Origin of the sequence: Nocardioides gilvus, assembly GCF_003194605.1 — a bacterium.
GTDB lineage: Bacteria > Actinomycetota > Actinomycetes > Propionibacteriales > Nocardioidaceae > Nocardioides > Nocardioides gilvus.
In genome coordinates this window covers 106751-123570 of the sequence record NZ_QHKY01000001.1, presented here as the reverse complement: position 1 = coordinate 123570, position 16820 = coordinate 106751, and the positions used below count along the sequence as shown (strand labels likewise).

Annotated in this window: 16 protein-coding genes; 11 read left to right on the top strand and 5 right to left on the bottom strand. The window is 68.3% G+C overall.

The genetic code is table 11. The annotated features are described in order from the left end of the window. Positions 1-123: 123 nt before the first annotated feature. Positions 124-2274 carry a S9 family peptidase gene (locus tag DNK52_RS00575; RefSeq protein WP_110238629.1) on the bottom strand — a complete coding sequence of 717 codons (2151 nt, stop codon included), beginning with the start codon at positions 2272-2274 and terminating at the stop codon, positions 124-126. 44 nt (positions 2275-2318) lie between these two features. Between DNK52_RS00575 and DNK52_RS00570 the strand changes: the two genes are divergently transcribed. From DNK52_RS00570 to DNK52_RS00560, 3 genes are read left to right on the top strand one after another with little or no spacing between them, the layout of a single operon-like run. Next, positions 2319-3008 (top strand): 5-oxoprolinase subunit PxpA, encoded by a 690-nt coding sequence (locus tag DNK52_RS00570; RefSeq protein ID WP_110238628.1) that lies wholly within the window; start codon positions 2319-2321, stop codon positions 3006-3008. Between the two features lie 23 nt (positions 3009-3031). Continuing rightward, positions 3032-3676, top strand: coding sequence for a 5-oxoprolinase subunit B family protein (locus DNK52_RS00565; RefSeq protein ID WP_110238627.1), 645 nt, complete (start codon positions 3032-3034; stop codon positions 3674-3676). Further along, positions 3673-4506 (top strand): 5-oxoprolinase subunit C family protein, encoded by an 834-nt coding sequence (locus DNK52_RS00560; protein ID WP_110238626.1) that lies wholly within the window; start codon positions 3673-3675, stop codon positions 4504-4506. Before DNK52_RS00565 ends, DNK52_RS00560 begins: the two co-directional genes overlap by 4 nt. On the opposite strand, the gene DNK52_RS00555 is transcribed toward DNK52_RS00560, so the two are convergent. Further along, positions 4487-5803: a DNA polymerase IV gene (locus DNK52_RS00555; RefSeq protein WP_110238625.1), complete on the bottom strand. Its 1317-nt coding sequence runs from the start codon at positions 5801-5803 to the stop codon at positions 4487-4489. The genes DNK52_RS00560 and DNK52_RS00555 overlap by 20 nt on opposite strands. A 137-nt stretch (positions 5804-5940) precedes the next feature. On the opposite strand from DNK52_RS00555, the gene DNK52_RS00550 reads away from it, so the two are divergent. Beyond that, positions 5941-6948 (top strand): DUF4192 domain-containing protein, encoded by a 1008-nt coding sequence (locus DNK52_RS00550; RefSeq protein WP_110238624.1) that lies wholly within the window; start codon positions 5941-5943, stop codon positions 6946-6948. A 10-nt stretch (positions 6949-6958) separates the two neighbouring features. Next, positions 6959-8437, top strand: a complete 1479-nt coding sequence (locus DNK52_RS00545; protein ID WP_110238623.1) for a glutamate-cysteine ligase family protein — start codon at positions 6959-6961, stop codon at positions 8435-8437. 19 nt (positions 8438-8456) lie between these two features. Here DNK52_RS00545 and DNK52_RS00540 read toward each other — a convergent pair whose 3' ends face one another. After that, positions 8457-8894, bottom strand: coding sequence for a hypothetical protein (locus tag DNK52_RS00540; protein WP_162598540.1), 438 nt, complete (start codon positions 8892-8894; stop codon positions 8457-8459). 164 nt (positions 8895-9058) lie between these two features. On the opposite strand from DNK52_RS00540, the gene DNK52_RS00535 reads away from it, so the two are divergent. The 5 genes from DNK52_RS00535 (at position 9059) to DNK52_RS00515 (ending at position 13668) form a co-directional block, all read left to right on the top strand. Beyond that, entirely contained in the window at positions 9059-9457 is a 399-nt protein-coding gene (locus DNK52_RS00535) for a universal stress protein (RefSeq protein WP_110238621.1), read from the top strand. Between the two features lie 48 nt (positions 9458-9505). Further along, on the top strand, positions 9506-10066 hold the full coding sequence (locus DNK52_RS00530; protein ID WP_110238620.1) for an HhH-GPD-type base excision DNA repair protein: 561 nt from the start codon (positions 9506-9508) through the stop codon (positions 10064-10066). A gap of 175 nt (positions 10067-10241) precedes the next feature. Further along, on the top strand, positions 10242-11684 hold the full coding sequence (locus DNK52_RS00525) for an RNA polymerase sigma factor (RefSeq protein ID WP_420812339.1): 1443 nt from the start codon (positions 10242-10244) through the stop codon (positions 11682-11684). A 127-nt stretch (positions 11685-11811) separates the two neighbouring features. Further along, complete coding sequence (locus tag DNK52_RS00520; protein WP_110238618.1) at positions 11812-13041, top strand: SGNH/GDSL hydrolase family protein; 1230 nt, start codon at positions 11812-11814, stop codon at positions 13039-13041. Positions 13042-13122: 81 nt separating this feature from the next. Continuing rightward, the gene (locus DNK52_RS00515; RefSeq protein ID WP_110238617.1) at positions 13123-13668 is read left to right on the top strand and encodes a hypothetical protein; all 546 of its coding nucleotides are present in this window, start codon (positions 13123-13125) and stop codon (positions 13666-13668) included. Between the two features lie 16 nt (positions 13669-13684). On the opposite strand, the gene DNK52_RS00510 is transcribed toward DNK52_RS00515, so the two are convergent. Then, positions 13685-14161 carry a DUF456 domain-containing protein gene (locus DNK52_RS00510; protein WP_110238616.1) on the bottom strand — a complete coding sequence of 159 codons (477 nt, stop codon included), beginning with the start codon at positions 14159-14161 and terminating at the stop codon, positions 13685-13687. 125 nt (positions 14162-14286) lie between these two features. Then, positions 14287-14490: a DUF7455 domain-containing protein gene (locus tag DNK52_RS00505; protein WP_110238615.1), complete on the bottom strand. Its 204-nt coding sequence runs from the start codon at positions 14488-14490 to the stop codon at positions 14287-14289. Between the two features lie 252 nt (positions 14491-14742). Here DNK52_RS00505 and DNK52_RS00500 point away from each other — a divergent pair, with 252 nt between their 5' ends. After that, a complete protein-coding gene (locus tag DNK52_RS00500; RefSeq protein WP_239455290.1) occupies positions 14743-16815 on the top strand; it encodes a DNA gyrase/topoisomerase IV subunit B in 2073 nt (690 codons plus the stop codon). Positions 16816-16820: the final 5 nt, after the last annotated feature.

The window sequence follows — 16820 nt, the reverse complement described above, 5'->3', positions numbered from 1 at the left end:
AAGATCCGCATGACCAAACACCGTGTCTCTCACAGGGTTCGACGTCCGGGGTGGCCGTGAAGTTGCCGCGGGAGCCAACTCTCAGGGAGTTTTCAGGACCGCCCCCACAAGTGCGGGGATTCTTCAGGCAACACCGGTGCTCTGGCCGCTCAGGCCCATCCGGTCGAGGATCCAGGCCAGGGAGAAGGCGCGGTCGTGCCAGGCCTTGTAGCGACCCGAGACGCCCCCGTGTCCGGCGCTCATCTCGGTACGCAGCAGGAACTCCCGCCGGCCCTGGGCAGTGGCTCGGAGCTTGGCGATCCACTTGGCCGGCTCGACGTAGAGCACCCGGGTGTCGTTGAGGGAGGTCTCGGCCAGGATCGGCGGGTAGTCGACGGGGGCGACGTTGTCGTAGGGCGCGTAGGAGGCCATCAGCGCGTAGACGTCGGCGTCGGCCTCGGGGTTGCCCCACTCCTCGTACTCGCCGATCGTGAGCGGCAGGGTCGAGTCCAGCATCGTCGTCAGGGCATCGACGAAGGGAACATTGGCCACCACCCCGGCGAAGAGCTCCGGAGCCTGGTTGACCACGGCCCCCATCAGCAGTCCGCCGGCGCTGCCACCTTCGGCCACCAGGGTGTCCGGACTGGACCACCCGGTCTCGACGAGGTGACGCGCGACATCCACGAAGTCGTTGAAGGTGTTGGCCTTCTGCGCCAACTTGCCCATGTCGTACCAGCGCCGTCCCATCTCTCCGCCCCCACGCACGTGGGCGATGGCGAAGGCGGCGCCGCGGTCCAGGAGGGAGAGGCGTGGCACGGAGAAGTACGGGTCGATGGAGGACTCGTAGGAACCGTAGCCGTAGAGGAGCGTGGGGACAGGTCCGTCGGCCCTCGCCCCCTTGCGGCACACCAGGGAGACCGGAACCTTCTCGCCGTCACGGGCCGTGGCCCACAGCCGGTGCTCCTCGTAGTCGTCGACGTCGAAGCCTCCGAGCACGGGGGTCCGGCGCAGCAGGGTGAGTTCGCGGCTGCGTACGTCGTAGTCGTAGACCGAGGCCGGCACTGCCAGCGAGGTGTAACCGAGCCGTACGGTCGGCTGGTCGAAGTTGGGGTTCCCACCGGAGCCGATCGTGTATACCTCGCGGTCGAACTGGACCAGGTGGCCCTCGCCGACACCGTCGGGGCCGAGGTCGACGATGCGCAACTGGGTCAGTCCCTCGCTGCGCTGGTGGACCACGAGGTGGGTGGCGAAGGCGTCCACGTCCTCGAGGCGCACCCGGGGGTCGTGCGCAATGAGAGCCTTCCAACTCCCGGGCCCGCAAGGGGATGCCGGGGCGATCGCCAGCTCGAAGTCGGGACCCGCGTGGTTGTGCAGCACCAGGAAGACCGACTCACCGCCGATCAGGGCCGGCTCGAGGTTGTACTCGAGGCCGTCCTCTCGGGGGTGGAAGACGACAAGCTCGGCTGCCTCGTCCGCGGTGTCGATGTAGCCCCACTCGGTGGTGCTCTTGGAACCGGAGACAGTGAAGATGTAGCGGTTGTCGCGGCTGCGCCCGACGCCTACCCAGTAGCGTGCGTCCGCCTCGTGGAGGACCAACTCGTCCGCCTCCTGGGTGGTCCCCAGGTGGTGTCGCCAGACCTTGTCGGAGCGCCAGGCGTCGTCGACGGTCGTGTAGAAGAAGGAGTTGCCGTCCGGGTGCCAGGTGACGCCGCCCAGGACGCCGGTGACCACGTCGGGCAGCAGCTCGCCGTCGGCGAGACGCTTGATCCGCACGGTGTAGCGCTCGTCGCCCTCGGTGTCCACCGACCAGGCCAGCAGGGTGTCGTCCAGGGTGAGGGCCGAACCGCCCAGGGAGAAGAAGTCGTGCCCCTCGGCCAACTCGTTCAGGTCCAGCAGGACCTCCTCCCCGGGGAGGGCGGGCTGGTCCACGTGGGCCTGGGCGTCGGGGACCGGGGGCGTCCAGTCGTTCTCGTCGATGACCGGGACCCGGCAGCTGGCGCCGTACTCCTTGCCCTCGAAGGTGCGTGAGTAGAACCACCAGCCCCGGTTGCGGGTGGGGATGGAGAGATCTGTCTCGAGGGTGCGTGCCTTCGTCTCCTCGAAGAGGGTCTGGCGCAGGTCGGCGAGGTGTGCCGTGGCTGCCTCGGTGTAGGCGTTCTCCGCCTCGAGGTGGGCAAGCACCTCCGGCGACTCCTTCTCGCGCAACCACTCGTAGTCATCGGTGCGGGTCAGCCCGTGGAGCTCGCGGGAGACGGGACGACGTGGTGCCACGGGGGGCCGCAGTGAATCCGACATGCAGCGAAGGCTACGGGTCATGACCGAGGGAGCAGAATGTCGCCATGCACGTGGACCTCAACGCAGACCTGGGCGAGGAGATCACCGATGACGCTGCGCTGCTCGAGGTGGTGTCCAGTGCCAACGTGGCGTGCGGCTACCACGCCGGGTCGGCCGCGATCATGCGGGAGGTGTGCGCCCGGGCCACGGCACTGGGGGTCTCGATCGGCGCCCAGGTCTCCTACGACGACCGGCCTCACTTCGGGCGAGTGGTTCGTGACGTCGAGTACGAGGTGCTGCGCGAGCAGGTGGCCGACCAGGTCGGACAACTCAGCAGCATCGCGGAGTCCGAGGGCACACGTGTGCGGTACGTGAAGCCACACGGCGCCCTCTACCACCGGGCCATGGACGACCCCGACCAGGCGAGGGCCGTGCTCGACGGGTCGGGGGACCTGCCTGTCCTGGGGATGGTCCCCGGAGTCCTCCTTGACCTGGCGTCAACGAGCGGGCGCCGCACCTGGTCGGAGGCCTTCCCGGACCGTGGCTACGGCCCAGACGGACGCCTCCTGTCCAGGGAATTGCCCGGTGCCCTGATCGAGGGTGCCGGCACCGTCGCTGCCCGCGCGGTGGAGCTGGCGCAGGACCCAGGGTTCGACTCCCTGTGCCTGCACGGTGACAACCCGGGAGCGGTGGAGACCGCGCGCAGGGTACGGCGCGAGCTCGTCAGGGCGGGGTTCGTGCTGCGCGGGCTGTGAGCCCGGTCTTCTAGGATCTCGGCATGGACCGGCGCAGCGTGCACAGTGACGGGTCGCGCACCCGCCGCGGCCGGACGCTCGCCGTCGGTCCGCACGCGCTGCTCGTCGAGGTGAGTGGCGCCGACGAGGCCCGAGTGCTCGCCGACTGGATCCGGGCCGGCCCCCTGGTCTGTGACGACGTCGTGCCCGCCGCGAGCACGGTGCTGCTGGACGGAGTGGCCGACCTGGACCGGGCCCGGAGCATCGTGGAGAACTGGTCGCCCGAGCAAGCGGTCGCCCAGCACGGTGCCCTGGTGCGCATTCCGGTGCACTACGACGGCGAGGACCTCGGGCGGGTGGCCGACCTGTGGGGAGTGAGCCTGGACGAAGTGGTCGGCCGGCACACGGGGTGCGAGTTCGTCTCCTCCTTCACCGGCTTCGCCCCGGGCTTCGCCTACCTCACGGGCCTGCCCCCGGCCTGGGCCGTCAGTCGACTCGAGTCACCCCGGGCCCATGTCCCTGCGGGTTCGGTCGGGCTGGCGGACGCCTGGTGCGGCATCTACCCGACGTCGTCTCCCGGCGGGTGGCTGCTGCTGGGGCGCACCGACGCCGTGCTCTGGGACCTGGACCGGTCAGGTGGTCCCGCACTGCTGCCCCCCGGCACGCGCGTCCGGTTCGTGGTCGCGTGAGCATTCGCGTCATCGACCCCGGCCCGCTCACCACGGTCCAGGACGGCGGGCGCCTCGGCTGGGCCCACCTGGGGGTGCCACGGGCCGGCTGGTTGGACGCGGACTCAGCGAAGTTCGCCAACCGACTGGTGGGCAACGCCGAGGGAGCCGCTGTTCTCGAGACGACGTACGGCGGAGTGAGCTTCGTGGCGCAGCGGGCCCTGACCTTCGCGGTGACCGGGGCTCGGTGTCGAGTCACGGCAGCTGGCCGTGCAGTGTCCGGTGACGAACCCGTGACCGTACGCGCCGGCGCCGAGGTGGTGGTGGGCCCGGCCCTGGCGGGCGTACGGTCCTATGTCGCCCTCGGCGGCGGGGTCGCCGTCCCCGCAGTCCTCGGATCCCGTTCCAGGGACACCCTGGCGGGCATCGGTCCGGAGGTGCTGCGGTCCGGTGCTGTGCTGGCGCTGGGTGTCGCCGGTCGGCCTGCACCGCTGGATGTGCCGCCCCGGGACCGGCGCTCGGGGGTCCTGAGGCTGCACCGCGGGCCACGGGCGGACTGGCTGCTCGAACCCGACGCGCTCCACGGTGCCTCCTACACGGTCGCCGCCGACTCCAACCGTGTCGGCCTGCGACTCGAGGGGCGACCGGTCCTGCGACGTGCCGGCGAGCTGGACAGCGAAGGAATCGTGCTGGGAGCCGTGCAGGTGCCCGGGTCGGGGCAACCGGTCGTGTTCCTGCACGACCACCCCACGACCGGGGGCTATCCGGTCGTGGCGGTGCTCGACCCGCAGGACCTGGCCGCTTGCGCCCAGGCCCGGCCGGGGGAGCGGTTCACACTTCGTCTGGTGTGACCTCGGGGGCCACCGACAGGTGCAGGGCAGGGTCGTCGAGGGAGAAGGAGCGTACGGGGCCGGGTCCGGTCTCGGCAGTCTCGAACCTCACCGTCACGACCCCACGCCCCGAGCCCCACACCCACCCGGGGCCGTGCTCGTCGTGCACCACGTCGTTGCCGGGGGCCCAGACCGGACGTCGGGAGACGGGGACGGTCACCGGTGGTGGCAGAGGGATCTCCTCGGTGTCTCCGAAGAGCCCCTCCTGCACCCAGTCGGCGAGTCCCGAGATCCCCACCCCGAGGAGCCGGACGCCACCGGAGGTGTCCACCTCGGCAAGCAGGGAGCGAGCCGTCCTGGCGATCAGGGGGGCACTGTCGGTGGGAGCCGGAAGGGTGGAGGAACGACTCATGGTGGTGAAGTCGTGCAGGCGGACCTTGATGGTCACCGTGCGACCCGACTGGTGGGCCTTCGTGAGCCGACTGGCCACCGTCGTGGCCTGACGCGACAACAGCCCTTCCAGGAGGCTCCGGTCGACCAGGTCCTCGGCGTAGGTGTCCTCGACACTGATCGACTTGGCCTCGCGTTCGGCGACGACGGGTCGTGTGTCGATGCCGTGGGACAACCGGTGGAGCACGTGTCCCTGGGCCTTGCCGAGCAGGCGTATGACCTCCGCCTCATCAGTCGCCTCCAGCTCGGCGACCGTGTGGATCCCTGCTCGTCTGAGTCGCTCGACGGTCGCCGGCCCGACTCCGGGGATCACCTTGACGTGCATCGGCCGGAGCAGGTCCTGCTCGGTCCCCGGGACGACGACGGTGAGGCCGTCGGGCTTGTCCAGCTCGCTGGCGATCTTGGCCATGAACTTCGAGCTGGCGAGCCCGACCGTCGCGGTGAGTCCGCCGGTCGCCTCCTGGACGTCACTGCGCAGTCGGACCGCCAGCGCGGTGACGGTCTCCACGTCCAGGTCGGGCAGGTCAGCGGCAGCCAGGTCGACGAACGCCTCGTCCAAGGAGAGGGGTTCGACCAGCGGTGAGATCTCGCGCAGCAACGCCATCACGATCCGGCTGCTCTCCCGGTAGGCGTGGAAGCGCCCGGAGAGGAAGGCGGCGTTGGGGCAGCGTGCGCGGGCCTCACGGGTCGACATCGCGGAGCGTATTCCGAACTTCCGGGCCTCGTACGAGGCAGTGGCGACGACACCGCGTCCTCCGACGCCGCCGATGACGACCGGCTTCCCGCGCAAGGAGGGCTTGTCGCGCTGTTCCACGGAGGCGAAGAACGCGTCGAGGTCGATGTGCAGCAGGGATGCCGTGCTACGCATCACGCCGTCCGCATCGCATGCTCCATTCTCACCTCTCCCGCCACTTCCTGTGCACAGCCACACCGGCCCGGGGGTGAAAGTCGCTTCTCCACAACGACCGCGGCCCGGGGAGGGACACTGGGACGACGCTGGCCTGCATGACATCCCACACCGCTCTGACCGTCCGTACTCCCTCCGACCTGCTCGCCTGTGTGCCACTGCTCCTGGGCTTCGTGCCCGAGGAATCAGCGGTGGTGATCTCCCTGCCCCCCGGTACTGGGCCCCACGTGCGGGTCGATCTCGGCGAGCCCGAGGACCTGACCAGACTGGCGTGCTCGCTGGTGGAGCCAACCCTGCGCCACGGCGTACGACGCATCGCACTCGTCGTCTTCAGCAGTCTCGAGCGAGCACCTGGTCCCGCCCGGTTCCTGGCACGGTCCTTCGCGGAGGCCGGGATCGAGGTCGCGGCCCTGGTGGCCGCCGACGGCAGTCGCTCGATCTCCCTCACCCCGGGCCACGAGAACGACGTACCGACTCCCTACGACTCACTGAGCCATCCCTTCGTGGCCGAGGCGGTCCTTCGAGGACAGGTGGTGCTGGGTTCCCGAGAGGAGTTGCGCGAACAACTCTCGCCGGACGTCGACGCCGTCGCCCGGGTGGCCGCACTGGTCGACGATGAGGTCGGGGACGGGACGGGGCCGGTCGCTGTGCGGCGTTCTGCCCGGTGGGTCACACGCTGTCTGGCCGCACACGCGCGCGCTGGCTCCCTGCCCTCGGACGAGGAGGTCGCGAGCCTTGTGCTGAGCCTCGAGCGAACCCCTTGCCGTGACGCGGCCTGGGCCTGGGTCAAGCGCGTCGACGCCCGCGCGCACGTGGAGATCTGGCTCAGGATCGTGCGCTCGACTCCCGTCGAGTACGCCACCGCGCCGGCGGCAGTTCTCGCGTTCCACGCCTGGTTGGCCGGCGACGGGGCCCTGGCGTGGTGCGCCGTCGAGCACTCCGTGGCGAGCGGCCAGTCGTGCTCACTGACGGATCTGGTCGAGGACCTGCTCGAGCGGGCTGCTCCGCCGCATCTCTGGACGCCCCTCATGGAGGACGCAGTCGATGAGGATTCCTGGGGCGACGTGGTGCCCATGCCTCGCCAACCGGGCCCCCGCGTTGGCTAGTGTCAGCGTCATGGGTGAAGACGTCGATGCGCAGGGCTTCTCGCGTGCTGATCGCACCAGGCACCGGGCGAAGGTGAAGCGCTGCCTCGATGTGTTCGCACAGATGTTGGGCCGTGCCCACTTCGACACCGACGATCCCATGACGGGGATGGAGGTGGAGTTCAACCTGGTGGACGAGCAGGGGTGGCCGACCCTGAAGAACGAAGAGGCGCTGGCGGCGATCGCCGACCCCGCCTTCCAGACGGAACTGGGCCGCTTCAACGTCGAGATCAACTGCGACCCCAAGCGGCTTCGCGAGAAGGGGCTCACCCGTTTCGAGGAGGATCTGCGTCGAAGTCTCAACGCGGCCGAGGCGCGGTCCTCCGAGGTCGGGGCACACCTGCTGATGATCGGTATCCTCCCGACGCTCAACGAGAAGGACCTCGGGGCCGACGCCCTGAGCAGTGATTCCCGGTACCGGTTGCTCAGCGACCAGATCCTGGACGCGAGGGGTGAGGACATCGAGATCGTCATCCACGGTCCCGAGACCCTGCGCACGATCACCGACACGATCATGCCCGAGGCGGCGTGCACGAGCACGCAGTTCCACGTGCAGACCTCGCCGGACGAGTTCGCCGCCCACTGGAACGCCAGCCAGGCAATCGCAGCGGTACAGGTCGCCCTCGGCGCGAACTCCCCGTACCTGCTGGGCAAGGAGCTGTGGCACGAGACCCGCATACCACTCTTCGAGCAGTCCACGGACACCCGCAGCGACGAGTTGAAGTCACAGGGCGTGCGCCCCCGGGTCTGGTTCGGGGAACGATGGATCAACTCGGTCTTCGACCTCTTCGAGGAGAACGTCCGCTACTTCCCCGCCCTGCTTCCCGTCGTCGACGAGGAGGACCCCGACCAGGTGTTGGCCGCAGGCGGGACGCCGCAGTTGCGGGAGCTTCGCCTGCACAACGGCACGATCTATCGGTGGAACCGTCCCATCTACGACATTGCTGACGGAGTGCCGCACCTGCGGGTGGAGAACCGGGTGCTCGGGGCGGGTCCCACCGTGGTGGACACCATCGCCAACGCGGCCTTCTACTTTGGCCTGGTTCGCTCGTTGGTGCGCCAGGACCGTCCGCTGTGGTCGCAGATGTCGTTCGGCGCAGCAGAGGAGAATCTGCACGTCGCGGCCCGACACGGCATCGGTGCGGAGATCTACTGGCCCGGGACCGGCCAGGTCCAGGCCACCGAGTTGGCGCTGCGCCGGCTCCTCCCGTTGGCAGACCAGGGCCTTCAGGACTGGGGGGTGGAGGCCGCCGAACGGGATCGATACCTGGGGATCATCGAAGGTCGATGCCGCACCGGGCGCAACGGCGCCGAGTGGTTCATCCGCCGGGTCGCCCAACGCAGAGGAGCCTCCGAGGGTGAGGGCGCACGTTCGGAGGCGCTGCGTGCCACCGTGATGGAGTACTCGGAACTGATGCACACCAACGAGCCGGTCCACACCTGGGACTGAGCGGGTCGACGACGCGGGGTCATTTGCGCAGTCGCTTCCAGCGCTGCTCGACCCCGCTGGGCAGGTGCGTCCATCCCTCGCGGGTGATCACCGCGAAGCCATGGGGGAGTCCGAGCTCGGCCCAGACCTCGCGGCTGGTCGAGTACCAGCGGAGATCCTCCGAGGAGGGCTCTGGACCTCCTGAGCGAACGATCCACAGCAGGGGAGTGTCCACCCGGTCGCGCACGGCCAGCACCAGCGACATCACGATGTCGACGTGGTGGCCCCGGTCCAGGGTGGTCCGCGGAGCGCCGTGCCCGGTGTCGAAGTTGACGCTCTGAGCAGGCTCCGTGGTGCCCGGGACTCCCACCCAGACCTGGGCAGGCACGTGTCCGCGGGCGCGATGGGCCTTCAGGCCCAGGGCGGCCGTGCGCATCCCCGCACGCAGCGGGCGGGAGAGGGGTGAATGGTCCGACACCTGCGCCAGCCTGCCGCAGCCTGAAGTGCCGTGCGACGCGTTGTCCACAGGCCTCCCGCCCACAGGTCTCCCACCCACAGGCCTCCCGCCCACGGGGCGACATTGGGTACGGTCGTGTCAGGGGCCGAGCGGATCGGGACGCCCACGAGTCGAGGAGTCGTGCCATGGGAACAGTGGTCGTCGGGTACGTGTCCACAGCCGAGGGGGAGGCTGCACTCGAGCGCGCAGTGGCCGAAGCGCAGTTGCGCGGTGCAACCCTCGTGGTGGTCAGTTCGCACCGTGGCGGTGGGGGAGAAGACGACGATGAGGAGCGCCGCGCCGAAGCGCGGGCAGAGTCGGTGAGACGGCGCCTCGAGGAGGCAGGGGTCCCCAGCGAGGTGCACACCCTCGTACGGGGATTCGAGCCGGCAGAAGACCTCATAGCCCTGGCGGAGGCGAACCATGCGGAGTTGATCGTGATCGGCCTGCGCCGACGCAGCCCGGTGGGCAAGCTGATCCTCGGGAGCAATGCGCAGCGGGTCCTGCTCGACGCCCCCTGCCCGGTGCTGACCGTGAAGGCCTGACACCACCTGTCCTCTGCCCGGGTTCGTTCGCACTGGCATGCTGGTCCCATGGCCATCCAGATTGCTCAGGACCCGACTGCCGACGGTCTCCTCCAGGAGTCATCCTTCGCCCTGCTGGTCGGGATGATGCTCGACCAGCAGTACCCGATGGAGCATGCTTTTCGGGGGCCGGCGAAGATCCGGGAGCGTCTCGGCAGTTTCTCGGTCGAGGCGATCGCACATGCCGACCCCGAGCAGTTCGCCGAGATGGCCTCGACCACCCCCGCGATCCACCGGTTCCCGGGATCGATGGCTGCCCGGATGCAGGAACTCGCCCGGATCGTGCTCGAGGAGTACGACGGCGACGCCGCTCGCATCTGGACCGAGGCTGCTGACGGCAAGGACCTGATGAAGCGTCTCACCGCACTGCCGGGGTTCGGCAAGCAGAAGGCGCAGATCTTCGTCGCGTTGGTGGCCAAGCAGATGGGAGTGCGGCCCCAGGGCTGGGAGAAGGCCGCGGGAGACTATTCCCTCCAAGGACACCGTTCCGTGGCGGACGTGGTCGACGGCGAGTCGTTGCAGAAGGTGCGGGACTTCAAGAAGGCACAGAAGTCTGCCGCGAAGGGCTGACTGGTGGCCCCGACGGGGGTGGTGTGGCCCTTCACCATTCGCGTGGCACAATGATTCAAAGCGGCTCTTGACTTTACCGGGCTCGGCCGCGCCCCTTTTCTCTTCCCGAGAGGTGTTCGTGTCTTCGAGCGCACGCAAAGTACTCCCCGCGGAGGTGCTGTCGCACCCCGCCGTCGTGTCCTTGATCGAGGCCGGGTCCGGTGACGGCACCGTCACTCCGGACCACGTACGTCAGGCCAGTGATGCTGCGGCGGTGGAGCCGAGGCACCTGAAGGCGCTGCTGACCCACCTGAGTGGCCTCGGCATCTCGGTGGACATCTCGGCCGTCTCTGCGCGCGCCGCGGCTGCCGACGGGGCACGCAAGACGACCACCGCCAAGACCGCCACCAAGGCGGCAGCGAAGAAGGCGACGGCCAAGAAGGCCGCGGCCCCGGAACCCGCGGGCGAGGTTGCGGTGGCCAAGAAGGCGACCGCGAAGAAGACGACCACCAAGAAGGCGACCGCGAAGACGGTGGCCGACGTGGTCGACCTCGCCGAGGTGGTCGTGGGCGCCGACGGCAAGAAGGTTCTGCCGGACATCCCGGACGAGGTGTTCGAGAAGGACGTCGCCACCGACCCCACGATCAAGAAGGACGAGAAGGAAGCATCCTTCGTCGTCTCAGCGGCTGACGAGACCGACGAGCCTGAGCAGCAGGTGATGGTGGCCGGCGCCACCGCTGACCCGGTCAAGGACTACCTCAAGCAGATCGGCAAGGTCCCGCTGCTCAACGCGGAGATGGAGGTCGAGCTCGCCAAGCGCATCGAGGCCGGTCTCTTCTCCGAGGAGAAGCTCGGCAAGGGCGGCAAGATCACGCCGAAGGTGCTCGAGGAGCTGGAGTGGATCGTCGAGGACGGTCGCCGCGCCAAGAACCACCTGCTCGAGGCCAACCTGCGTCTCGTCGTCTCGCTGGCCAAGCGCTACACCGGTCGCGGCATGCTCTTCCTGGACCTGATCCAGGAGGGCAACCTCGGTCTGATCCGTGCCGTCGAGAAGTTCGACTACACCAAGGGCTACAAGTTCTCGACCTACGCGACCTGGTGGATCCGTCAGGCCATCACCCGTGCCATGGCCGACCAGGCCCGCACCATCCGGATCCCCGTGCACATGGTCGAGGTCATCAACAAGCTGGCCCGGGTCCAGCGCCAGATGCTCCAGGACCTGGGTCGCGAGCCCACTCCGGAGGAGCTGGCCAAGGAGCTCGACATGACCCCCGAGAAGGTCATCGAGGTCCAGAAGTACGGCCGCGAACCTATCTCGCTGCACACTCCTCTGGGTGAGGACGGCGACTCGGAGTTCGGCGACCTGATCGAGGACTCCGAGGCCATCGTGCCCGCGGACGCCGTCTCCTTCACGCTCCTCCAGGAGCAGTTGCACGCTGTGCTCGACACCCTCTCCGAGCGTGAAGCAGGGGTGGTCTCGATGCGCTTCGGCCTGACCGACGGTCAGCCGAAGACTCTGGACGAGATCGGCAAGGTCTACGGCGTGACACGTGAACGGATCCGCCAGATCGAGTCCAAGACGATGTCCAAGCTGCGTCACCCCAGCCGCTCGCAGGTGCTGCGCGACTACCTCGACTGACGAGTCATGACGGTGCCCCCGCTTCGGTCCTTGACCGGCGCGGGGGCATCGTCATGTCCGGGGAGAAAACCGTCCGAGCCCGTGCGTGAGGCTTTTCCATCGGACCACGAGGCGCTACCTTTCATCGATGCCCCGTCGAGTTCGCATCCTTCTGTACGCGATCGTTCTCCTGGTTCTGGCGGTTGCCGTCGGCAAGGTCATCTCGGACCGGTGGCCCGACTCGGACCGGCCTCGCCCCTCAGCGCGTGAGGGGGGCGCCGTGCGCGAAGGGCTCGAGGAGTTCCTCGAGCGGTGGAGCGAGGCGATCCGCAACCAGGAGGAGGAGCCTGCCACGGTCGTCGTCGTGGGGGACTCGATCTCCGAGGGGACGCTCGTCCCCTCTCCCATCCACCGCAACCGCTTCGTTGGCCTGCTCCAGGACCGGCTGAGAGAGTCGCAGGAGATCGAGGGGGGCGCCGGATGGCTCCCGGCCTACTACGGGGACCGGTTGAGCGTCGACGACACCTTGCGCAGCGGCCCTCCCTCCCAGGAGTACATGTTCAAGTCCTGGGGGCTGGGAGGGCGCGCGCTCCTCATGCCTGCAGAGGCTGGGCTGACCTACCCGGAGCAGACAGCGACCAGCGTGCGGGTCTGGTACGGCCGCACCTCGTTGTTCGGAGGACAGGGCAGGGTGCTGGTCGACGGCAAGGACATCACCGACCAGGGCGAGTTGAGTTCCGGGGAGAAGTCAGGCGCGACGATCAACGGTGCTTCTGCCAGCGACGAGTCCGGTCTGTGGTGGACCTCCCCGCCGTTGGACCGTGGCCCTCACGTCGTGCAGGTCAAGAGCTTCGCGCCCAACTCGTTCTTCGTGCACACGGGGGTCGAGTTCTTCGACGGCGACGAGACCTCGGGGGTCAGGGTGGTCGACGCGTCGCACTCCGGAGCGACGGCTGCACACTTCGCGAGCGACAACGCCGTGCGAGGACACTGGAAGGAGGTTGCGACGCTCGAGCCGGATCTGATCCTCGTCAATCTCGGCACCAACCCCGAGAGCGATTACGCCGCCAGCCTGAGCACCATGGTCGCCCACGCGCTCACGGCTGCTCCCACGGCACGCATCCTGCTGGTGGACGGGTATGAACCGGGCAACTGGGACTCGGAGGCCTGGGAGACGATCAGGAAGGCGCGCGCAGACGTGGCTGCGCGGTATCCCGATCGTGTGGAGGTCTTCGACCTCGCCTCCCACTGGCCGGAGCTGGCCAAGGACGGAAGCACCAGCGAGGGGCTGATGGCGGAGGCCACGATGCCGGTGCACCCGAACGCTGAGGGGAACGTACGCATGGCTGAGATCTTTGCGGAGCTCCTCATCCCGTGACCCTCTGGCCGCGCGGGTGACATCGGCGTACGGTCGGTCCCGGAGGGATCTGCTCGGGAGACCTCTCGGACGGAGGAGATCATGAAGCGGTCGAAGTTGGCGGGTCTGGTTGCTGTGACGGCGACACTGGTCGCCACCGTGGCGGCGCCGGCCTCAGCAGGATCGGTGCGCGTGGTGGACGGCGACGACAGCACCATGCTGGCGGACATCCATCGAGTACGTGTCACCCACACCGAGAAGTGGGTCAGGGTGAGGATCAGGTTCGACGACCTGGCCGGGAGCGGTCTGCGGCGGACCCAGGCCTTGTCGATCTTCCTCGACACCGATGCTGCGAGGACGGGCCCCGAGTACCGGTTCCAGACCGGCCTGAACAGGGGCACCGACTACCGTCTCCACAAGGTGAAGAGTTGGGGCGCTCCCGGTCGTCACGTCGACGACTGCGGGTACCGGCTCAAGATCGACTGGACCAGGGACCTCGCCACGTTGGCCGTCCCGCGCGCGTGCCTGAAGGACCCGGCCAAGGTGGCCGCCGCCGTGAAGGCGGTCGAGTGGAACAACAAGGGCACCAAGAAGGTCGACTGGATGACGGCCCGCCGCGCCTTCAGCCCCGCGGTCGCGGCAGGCTGACGAAACCGTCCGCAGGTCAGACCACGAAGAGGCCGACGACCCAGGTCAGGGTGGCGAGCATCGCCGCGGTGAATTCGATCAGGATGCTCAGCCCCACTGCCTTGAGTGCGCTGACGGTGGCGGGCCAGGCCTGGGCGCTGTCGAGGCGACGCAACTCAGCGAGGTAGACGCCGAGGACGAAGCCGAGCAACAGCCCGATCACCGGGATCACGAAGAACCCGACGATCGCCAGGGCTGCGCCGAGCAGCAGGGTGGAGTTCGGCACCCCGGCCGTCTTCAGTCGCCGGCCGGGCACCACGTACTTGACGACGGTCCCCAGGGCGATGAACGTCACAGCCACTGCGAAGACCGTCCAGGCCGTCGGGCTGCCGACGACGACGGCCCAGACGAGGATCGCCCCGCCCACCAGCAGCATTCCCGGGAGGATCGGTACCACGATGCCGACCAACCCCACGGCGATGGCCACGGCCACCAACACATTCGTCAACGTCACGGGTCCACCCTGTCATGGTCCTCGGCCCGGGTCCCTGGGGCACTCGCGCCGGGACTGCCGAAATGATGGCGACCCCGGACCATCAAGGTCCGGGGTCGCGGGGCTCGGTCACACCTGGGCGGTGATCAGCCTTCGGAGAGTCGGTGGGTCTCGTCGACGACCGTCACGGCGATCTCACGGAGCTTGTCCCCGTGTTCACGCGCGTGGTGGGCGCAGAAGAGCAACTCGCCACCACTCTGGAGCTCCACCCGGAGGTAGGCCTGGGCTCCGCAGCGGTCACAGCGGTCCTCCGCCGTGAGGGCGGGCTTGGGGGCAACTGCAGTAGTCACATCGGCCTCATTTCTGTGCTTCGGTGTCTGGCCCAACGTACCGGTCGAGGAAAAGATTCCCCGAGCCCGACGACTGGACTCATCCAATCATGCGCGCGCGCTTCCCGGGGGCCCATTCTGCGGTTGGTCTCGAACTTGCCGCATCGCGGGTGCTGTGAGGCATCAGGCAAGCACCTAGTCGCGCTGCGACGCAGCTGGCCGGTTGGCGTGGCTGCCGGCTTGTGTCGGAGGTCGAAGGTAGATTCGTCTCCCGTGGCCGCACCCAGTGACAACACCTACAACGCAGCGCACCTCCTCGTCCTCGAAGGGCTGGAGGCCGTACGCAAGCGGCCCGGCATGTACATCGGCTCGACCGACACCCGTGGTCTCATGCACTGCCTGTGGGAGTTGATCGACAACGGTGTCGACGAGGCGCTGGCGGGCGCTGCCCACCGCGTCGAGGTGATCCTGCACCCCGACGACTCCGTCGAGGTGATCGACGACGGCCGGGGCATCCCCACCGACAAGGAGCCGCGTACGGGGCTGCCAGGCGTCGAGGTCGTCGCGACCAAGCTGCACGCGGGCGGCAAGTTCGGTGGCGGTTCGTACGTCGCCACCGGTGGCCTGCACGGCGTGGGCCTCTCCGTGGTGAACGCCCTCTCCTCCCGCATGGACATCGACGTGGACCGCTCACCGAGCCAGCAGGGCATCAGTTTCCGTCGGGGCACCCCCGGCGTCTTCGAAGCACCCGGTCCCGACGGCGCCTTCTCACCCCAGAACGGTCTGACTCGCAAGGGAAAGCGCGTCGCCAAGGGCAGGAGCGGCACCACTGTCAGGTTCTGGCCGGACCGTCAGATCTTCACCAAGGACGCCAGGTTCGAGATCGACGGGATCGTCACCCGGGCCAGGCAGACGTCCTACATCGTCCCCGGACTGGAGATCGTCATCCGGGACCTGCGCGGAGACGAACCCGTCGAGGAGAGCTTCAAGCACGACGGCGGCATCGGCGAGTACGTCGATTTCCTGTCGGCGGGCGAGAAGGTCACCGACGTGCTGCGTCTCCAGGGGGAGGGCACCTTCACCGAGACCGTGCCCCTGCTCGACGAGGCAGGTCACATGACCCCGCAGGAGGTCGAGCGCGAGCTCGGCGTCGACGTCGCCCTCAAGTGGGACATGGGCTACGAGACCCAGGTCCGTTCGTACGTCAACGTGATCGCCACCCCGAAGGGCGGCACGCACGTCAGCGGGTTCGAGAGCGCCCTGACGAAGACCTTCAACGACGTGATGCGCACCGCCAAGGTGCTGAAGGTCAACGACCTGGACGTGATCAAGGACGATGTCCTGGAGGGGCTCACCGCGGTGGTGACCGTGCGACTGGCGGAGCCGCAGTTCGAGGGACAGACGAAGGAGATCCTCGGCACCCCAGCTGCTCGCGCCATTGTCCGCAAGGTGATCAGCGCCGAGCTCAAGAGCTGGCTGACCTCGAACAAGCGCGACGAGAAGGCCCAGGCCAAGCTCCTGATGGAGAAGGTCCTGGGAGCGTCCAAGACTCGGATCGCCGCCCGTCAGCACAAGGAGACCCAGCGTCGTAAGACCGCGCTGGAGTCGTCCGCCCTGCCCGCCAAGCTGGCCGACTGCCGCACCAACGACAACGAGCGCTCCGAGCTCTTCATCGTGGAGGGTGACTCAGCCCTGGGCACGGCCAAGCTGGCGCGTGACTCCGAGTACCAGGCGCTGCTCCCCATCCGCGGCAAGATCCTCAATGTCCAGAAGGCCTCCGTGGCCGACATGCTGAAGAACGCCGAGTGCGCTTCGATCATCCAGGTCGTCGGAGCGGGTTCAGGGCGTACGTTCGACCTCGACGCAGCCCGCTACGGTCGGATCATCTTCATGGCCGACGCGGACTCCGACGGCGCCCATATTCGATGCCTCCTGGCGACCCTCTTCTTCAAGTACATGCCGGAGTTGCTCGCCGCGGGGCGTGTCTACACCGCGGTGCCGCCGCTGCACCGGATCGAGTTGGCGAACCCGAAGAAGGGCATGGACAAGTACGTCTACACGTTCTCGGACGACGAGCTGCAGCGAAAGCTCGCGGAGCTCAAGAAGAAGAACGTCCGCTGGAAGGACCCGGTGCAGCGCTACAAGGGTCTCGGCGAGATGGACGCCGACCAGTTGCAGGAGACCACCATGGATCCTCGACACCGCACGCTGCGCCGCCTGACCGTCGACGACGCAGGCGCGGCCTCCACCGTCTTCGAGCTGCTGATGGGCTCGGACGTGGCTCCCCGCAAGGAGTTCATCGTCCAGGGCGCCTACGAGGTCGACATGGCGGCCCTGGACGCCTGACCCGG

Excerpts from the sequence above, each read along its gene's own strand:
- DNK52_RS00575 (WP_110238629.1), bottom strand. The coding sequence starts at position 2,274 with ATGTCGGATTCACTGCGGCCCCCCGTGGCACCACGTCGTCCCGTCTCC.
- DNK52_RS00570 (WP_110238628.1), top strand. The coding sequence starts at position 2,319 with ATGCACGTGGACCTCAACGCAGACCTGGGCGAGGAGATCACCGATGAC.
- DNK52_RS00565 (WP_110238627.1), top strand. The coding sequence starts at position 3,032 with ATGGACCGGCGCAGCGTGCACAGTGACGGGTCGCGCACCCGCCGCGGC.
- DNK52_RS00555 (WP_110238625.1), bottom strand. The coding sequence starts at position 5,803 with ATGCGTAGCACGGCATCCCTGCTGCACATCGACCTCGACGCGTTCTTC.
- DNK52_RS00550 (WP_110238624.1), top strand. The coding sequence starts at position 5,941 with ATGACATCCCACACCGCTCTGACCGTCCGTACTCCCTCCGACCTGCTC.
- DNK52_RS00545 (WP_110238623.1), top strand. The coding sequence starts at position 6,959 with ATGGGTGAAGACGTCGATGCGCAGGGCTTCTCGCGTGCTGATCGCACC.
- DNK52_RS00535 (WP_110238621.1), top strand. The coding sequence starts at position 9,059 with ATGGGAACAGTGGTCGTCGGGTACGTGTCCACAGCCGAGGGGGAGGCT.
- DNK52_RS00530 (WP_110238620.1), top strand. The coding sequence starts at position 9,506 with ATGGCCATCCAGATTGCTCAGGACCCGACTGCCGACGGTCTCCTCCAG.
- DNK52_RS00520 (WP_110238618.1), top strand. The coding sequence starts at position 11,812 with ATGCCCCGTCGAGTTCGCATCCTTCTGTACGCGATCGTTCTCCTGGTT.
- DNK52_RS00515 (WP_110238617.1), top strand. The coding sequence starts at position 13,123 with ATGAAGCGGTCGAAGTTGGCGGGTCTGGTTGCTGTGACGGCGACACTG.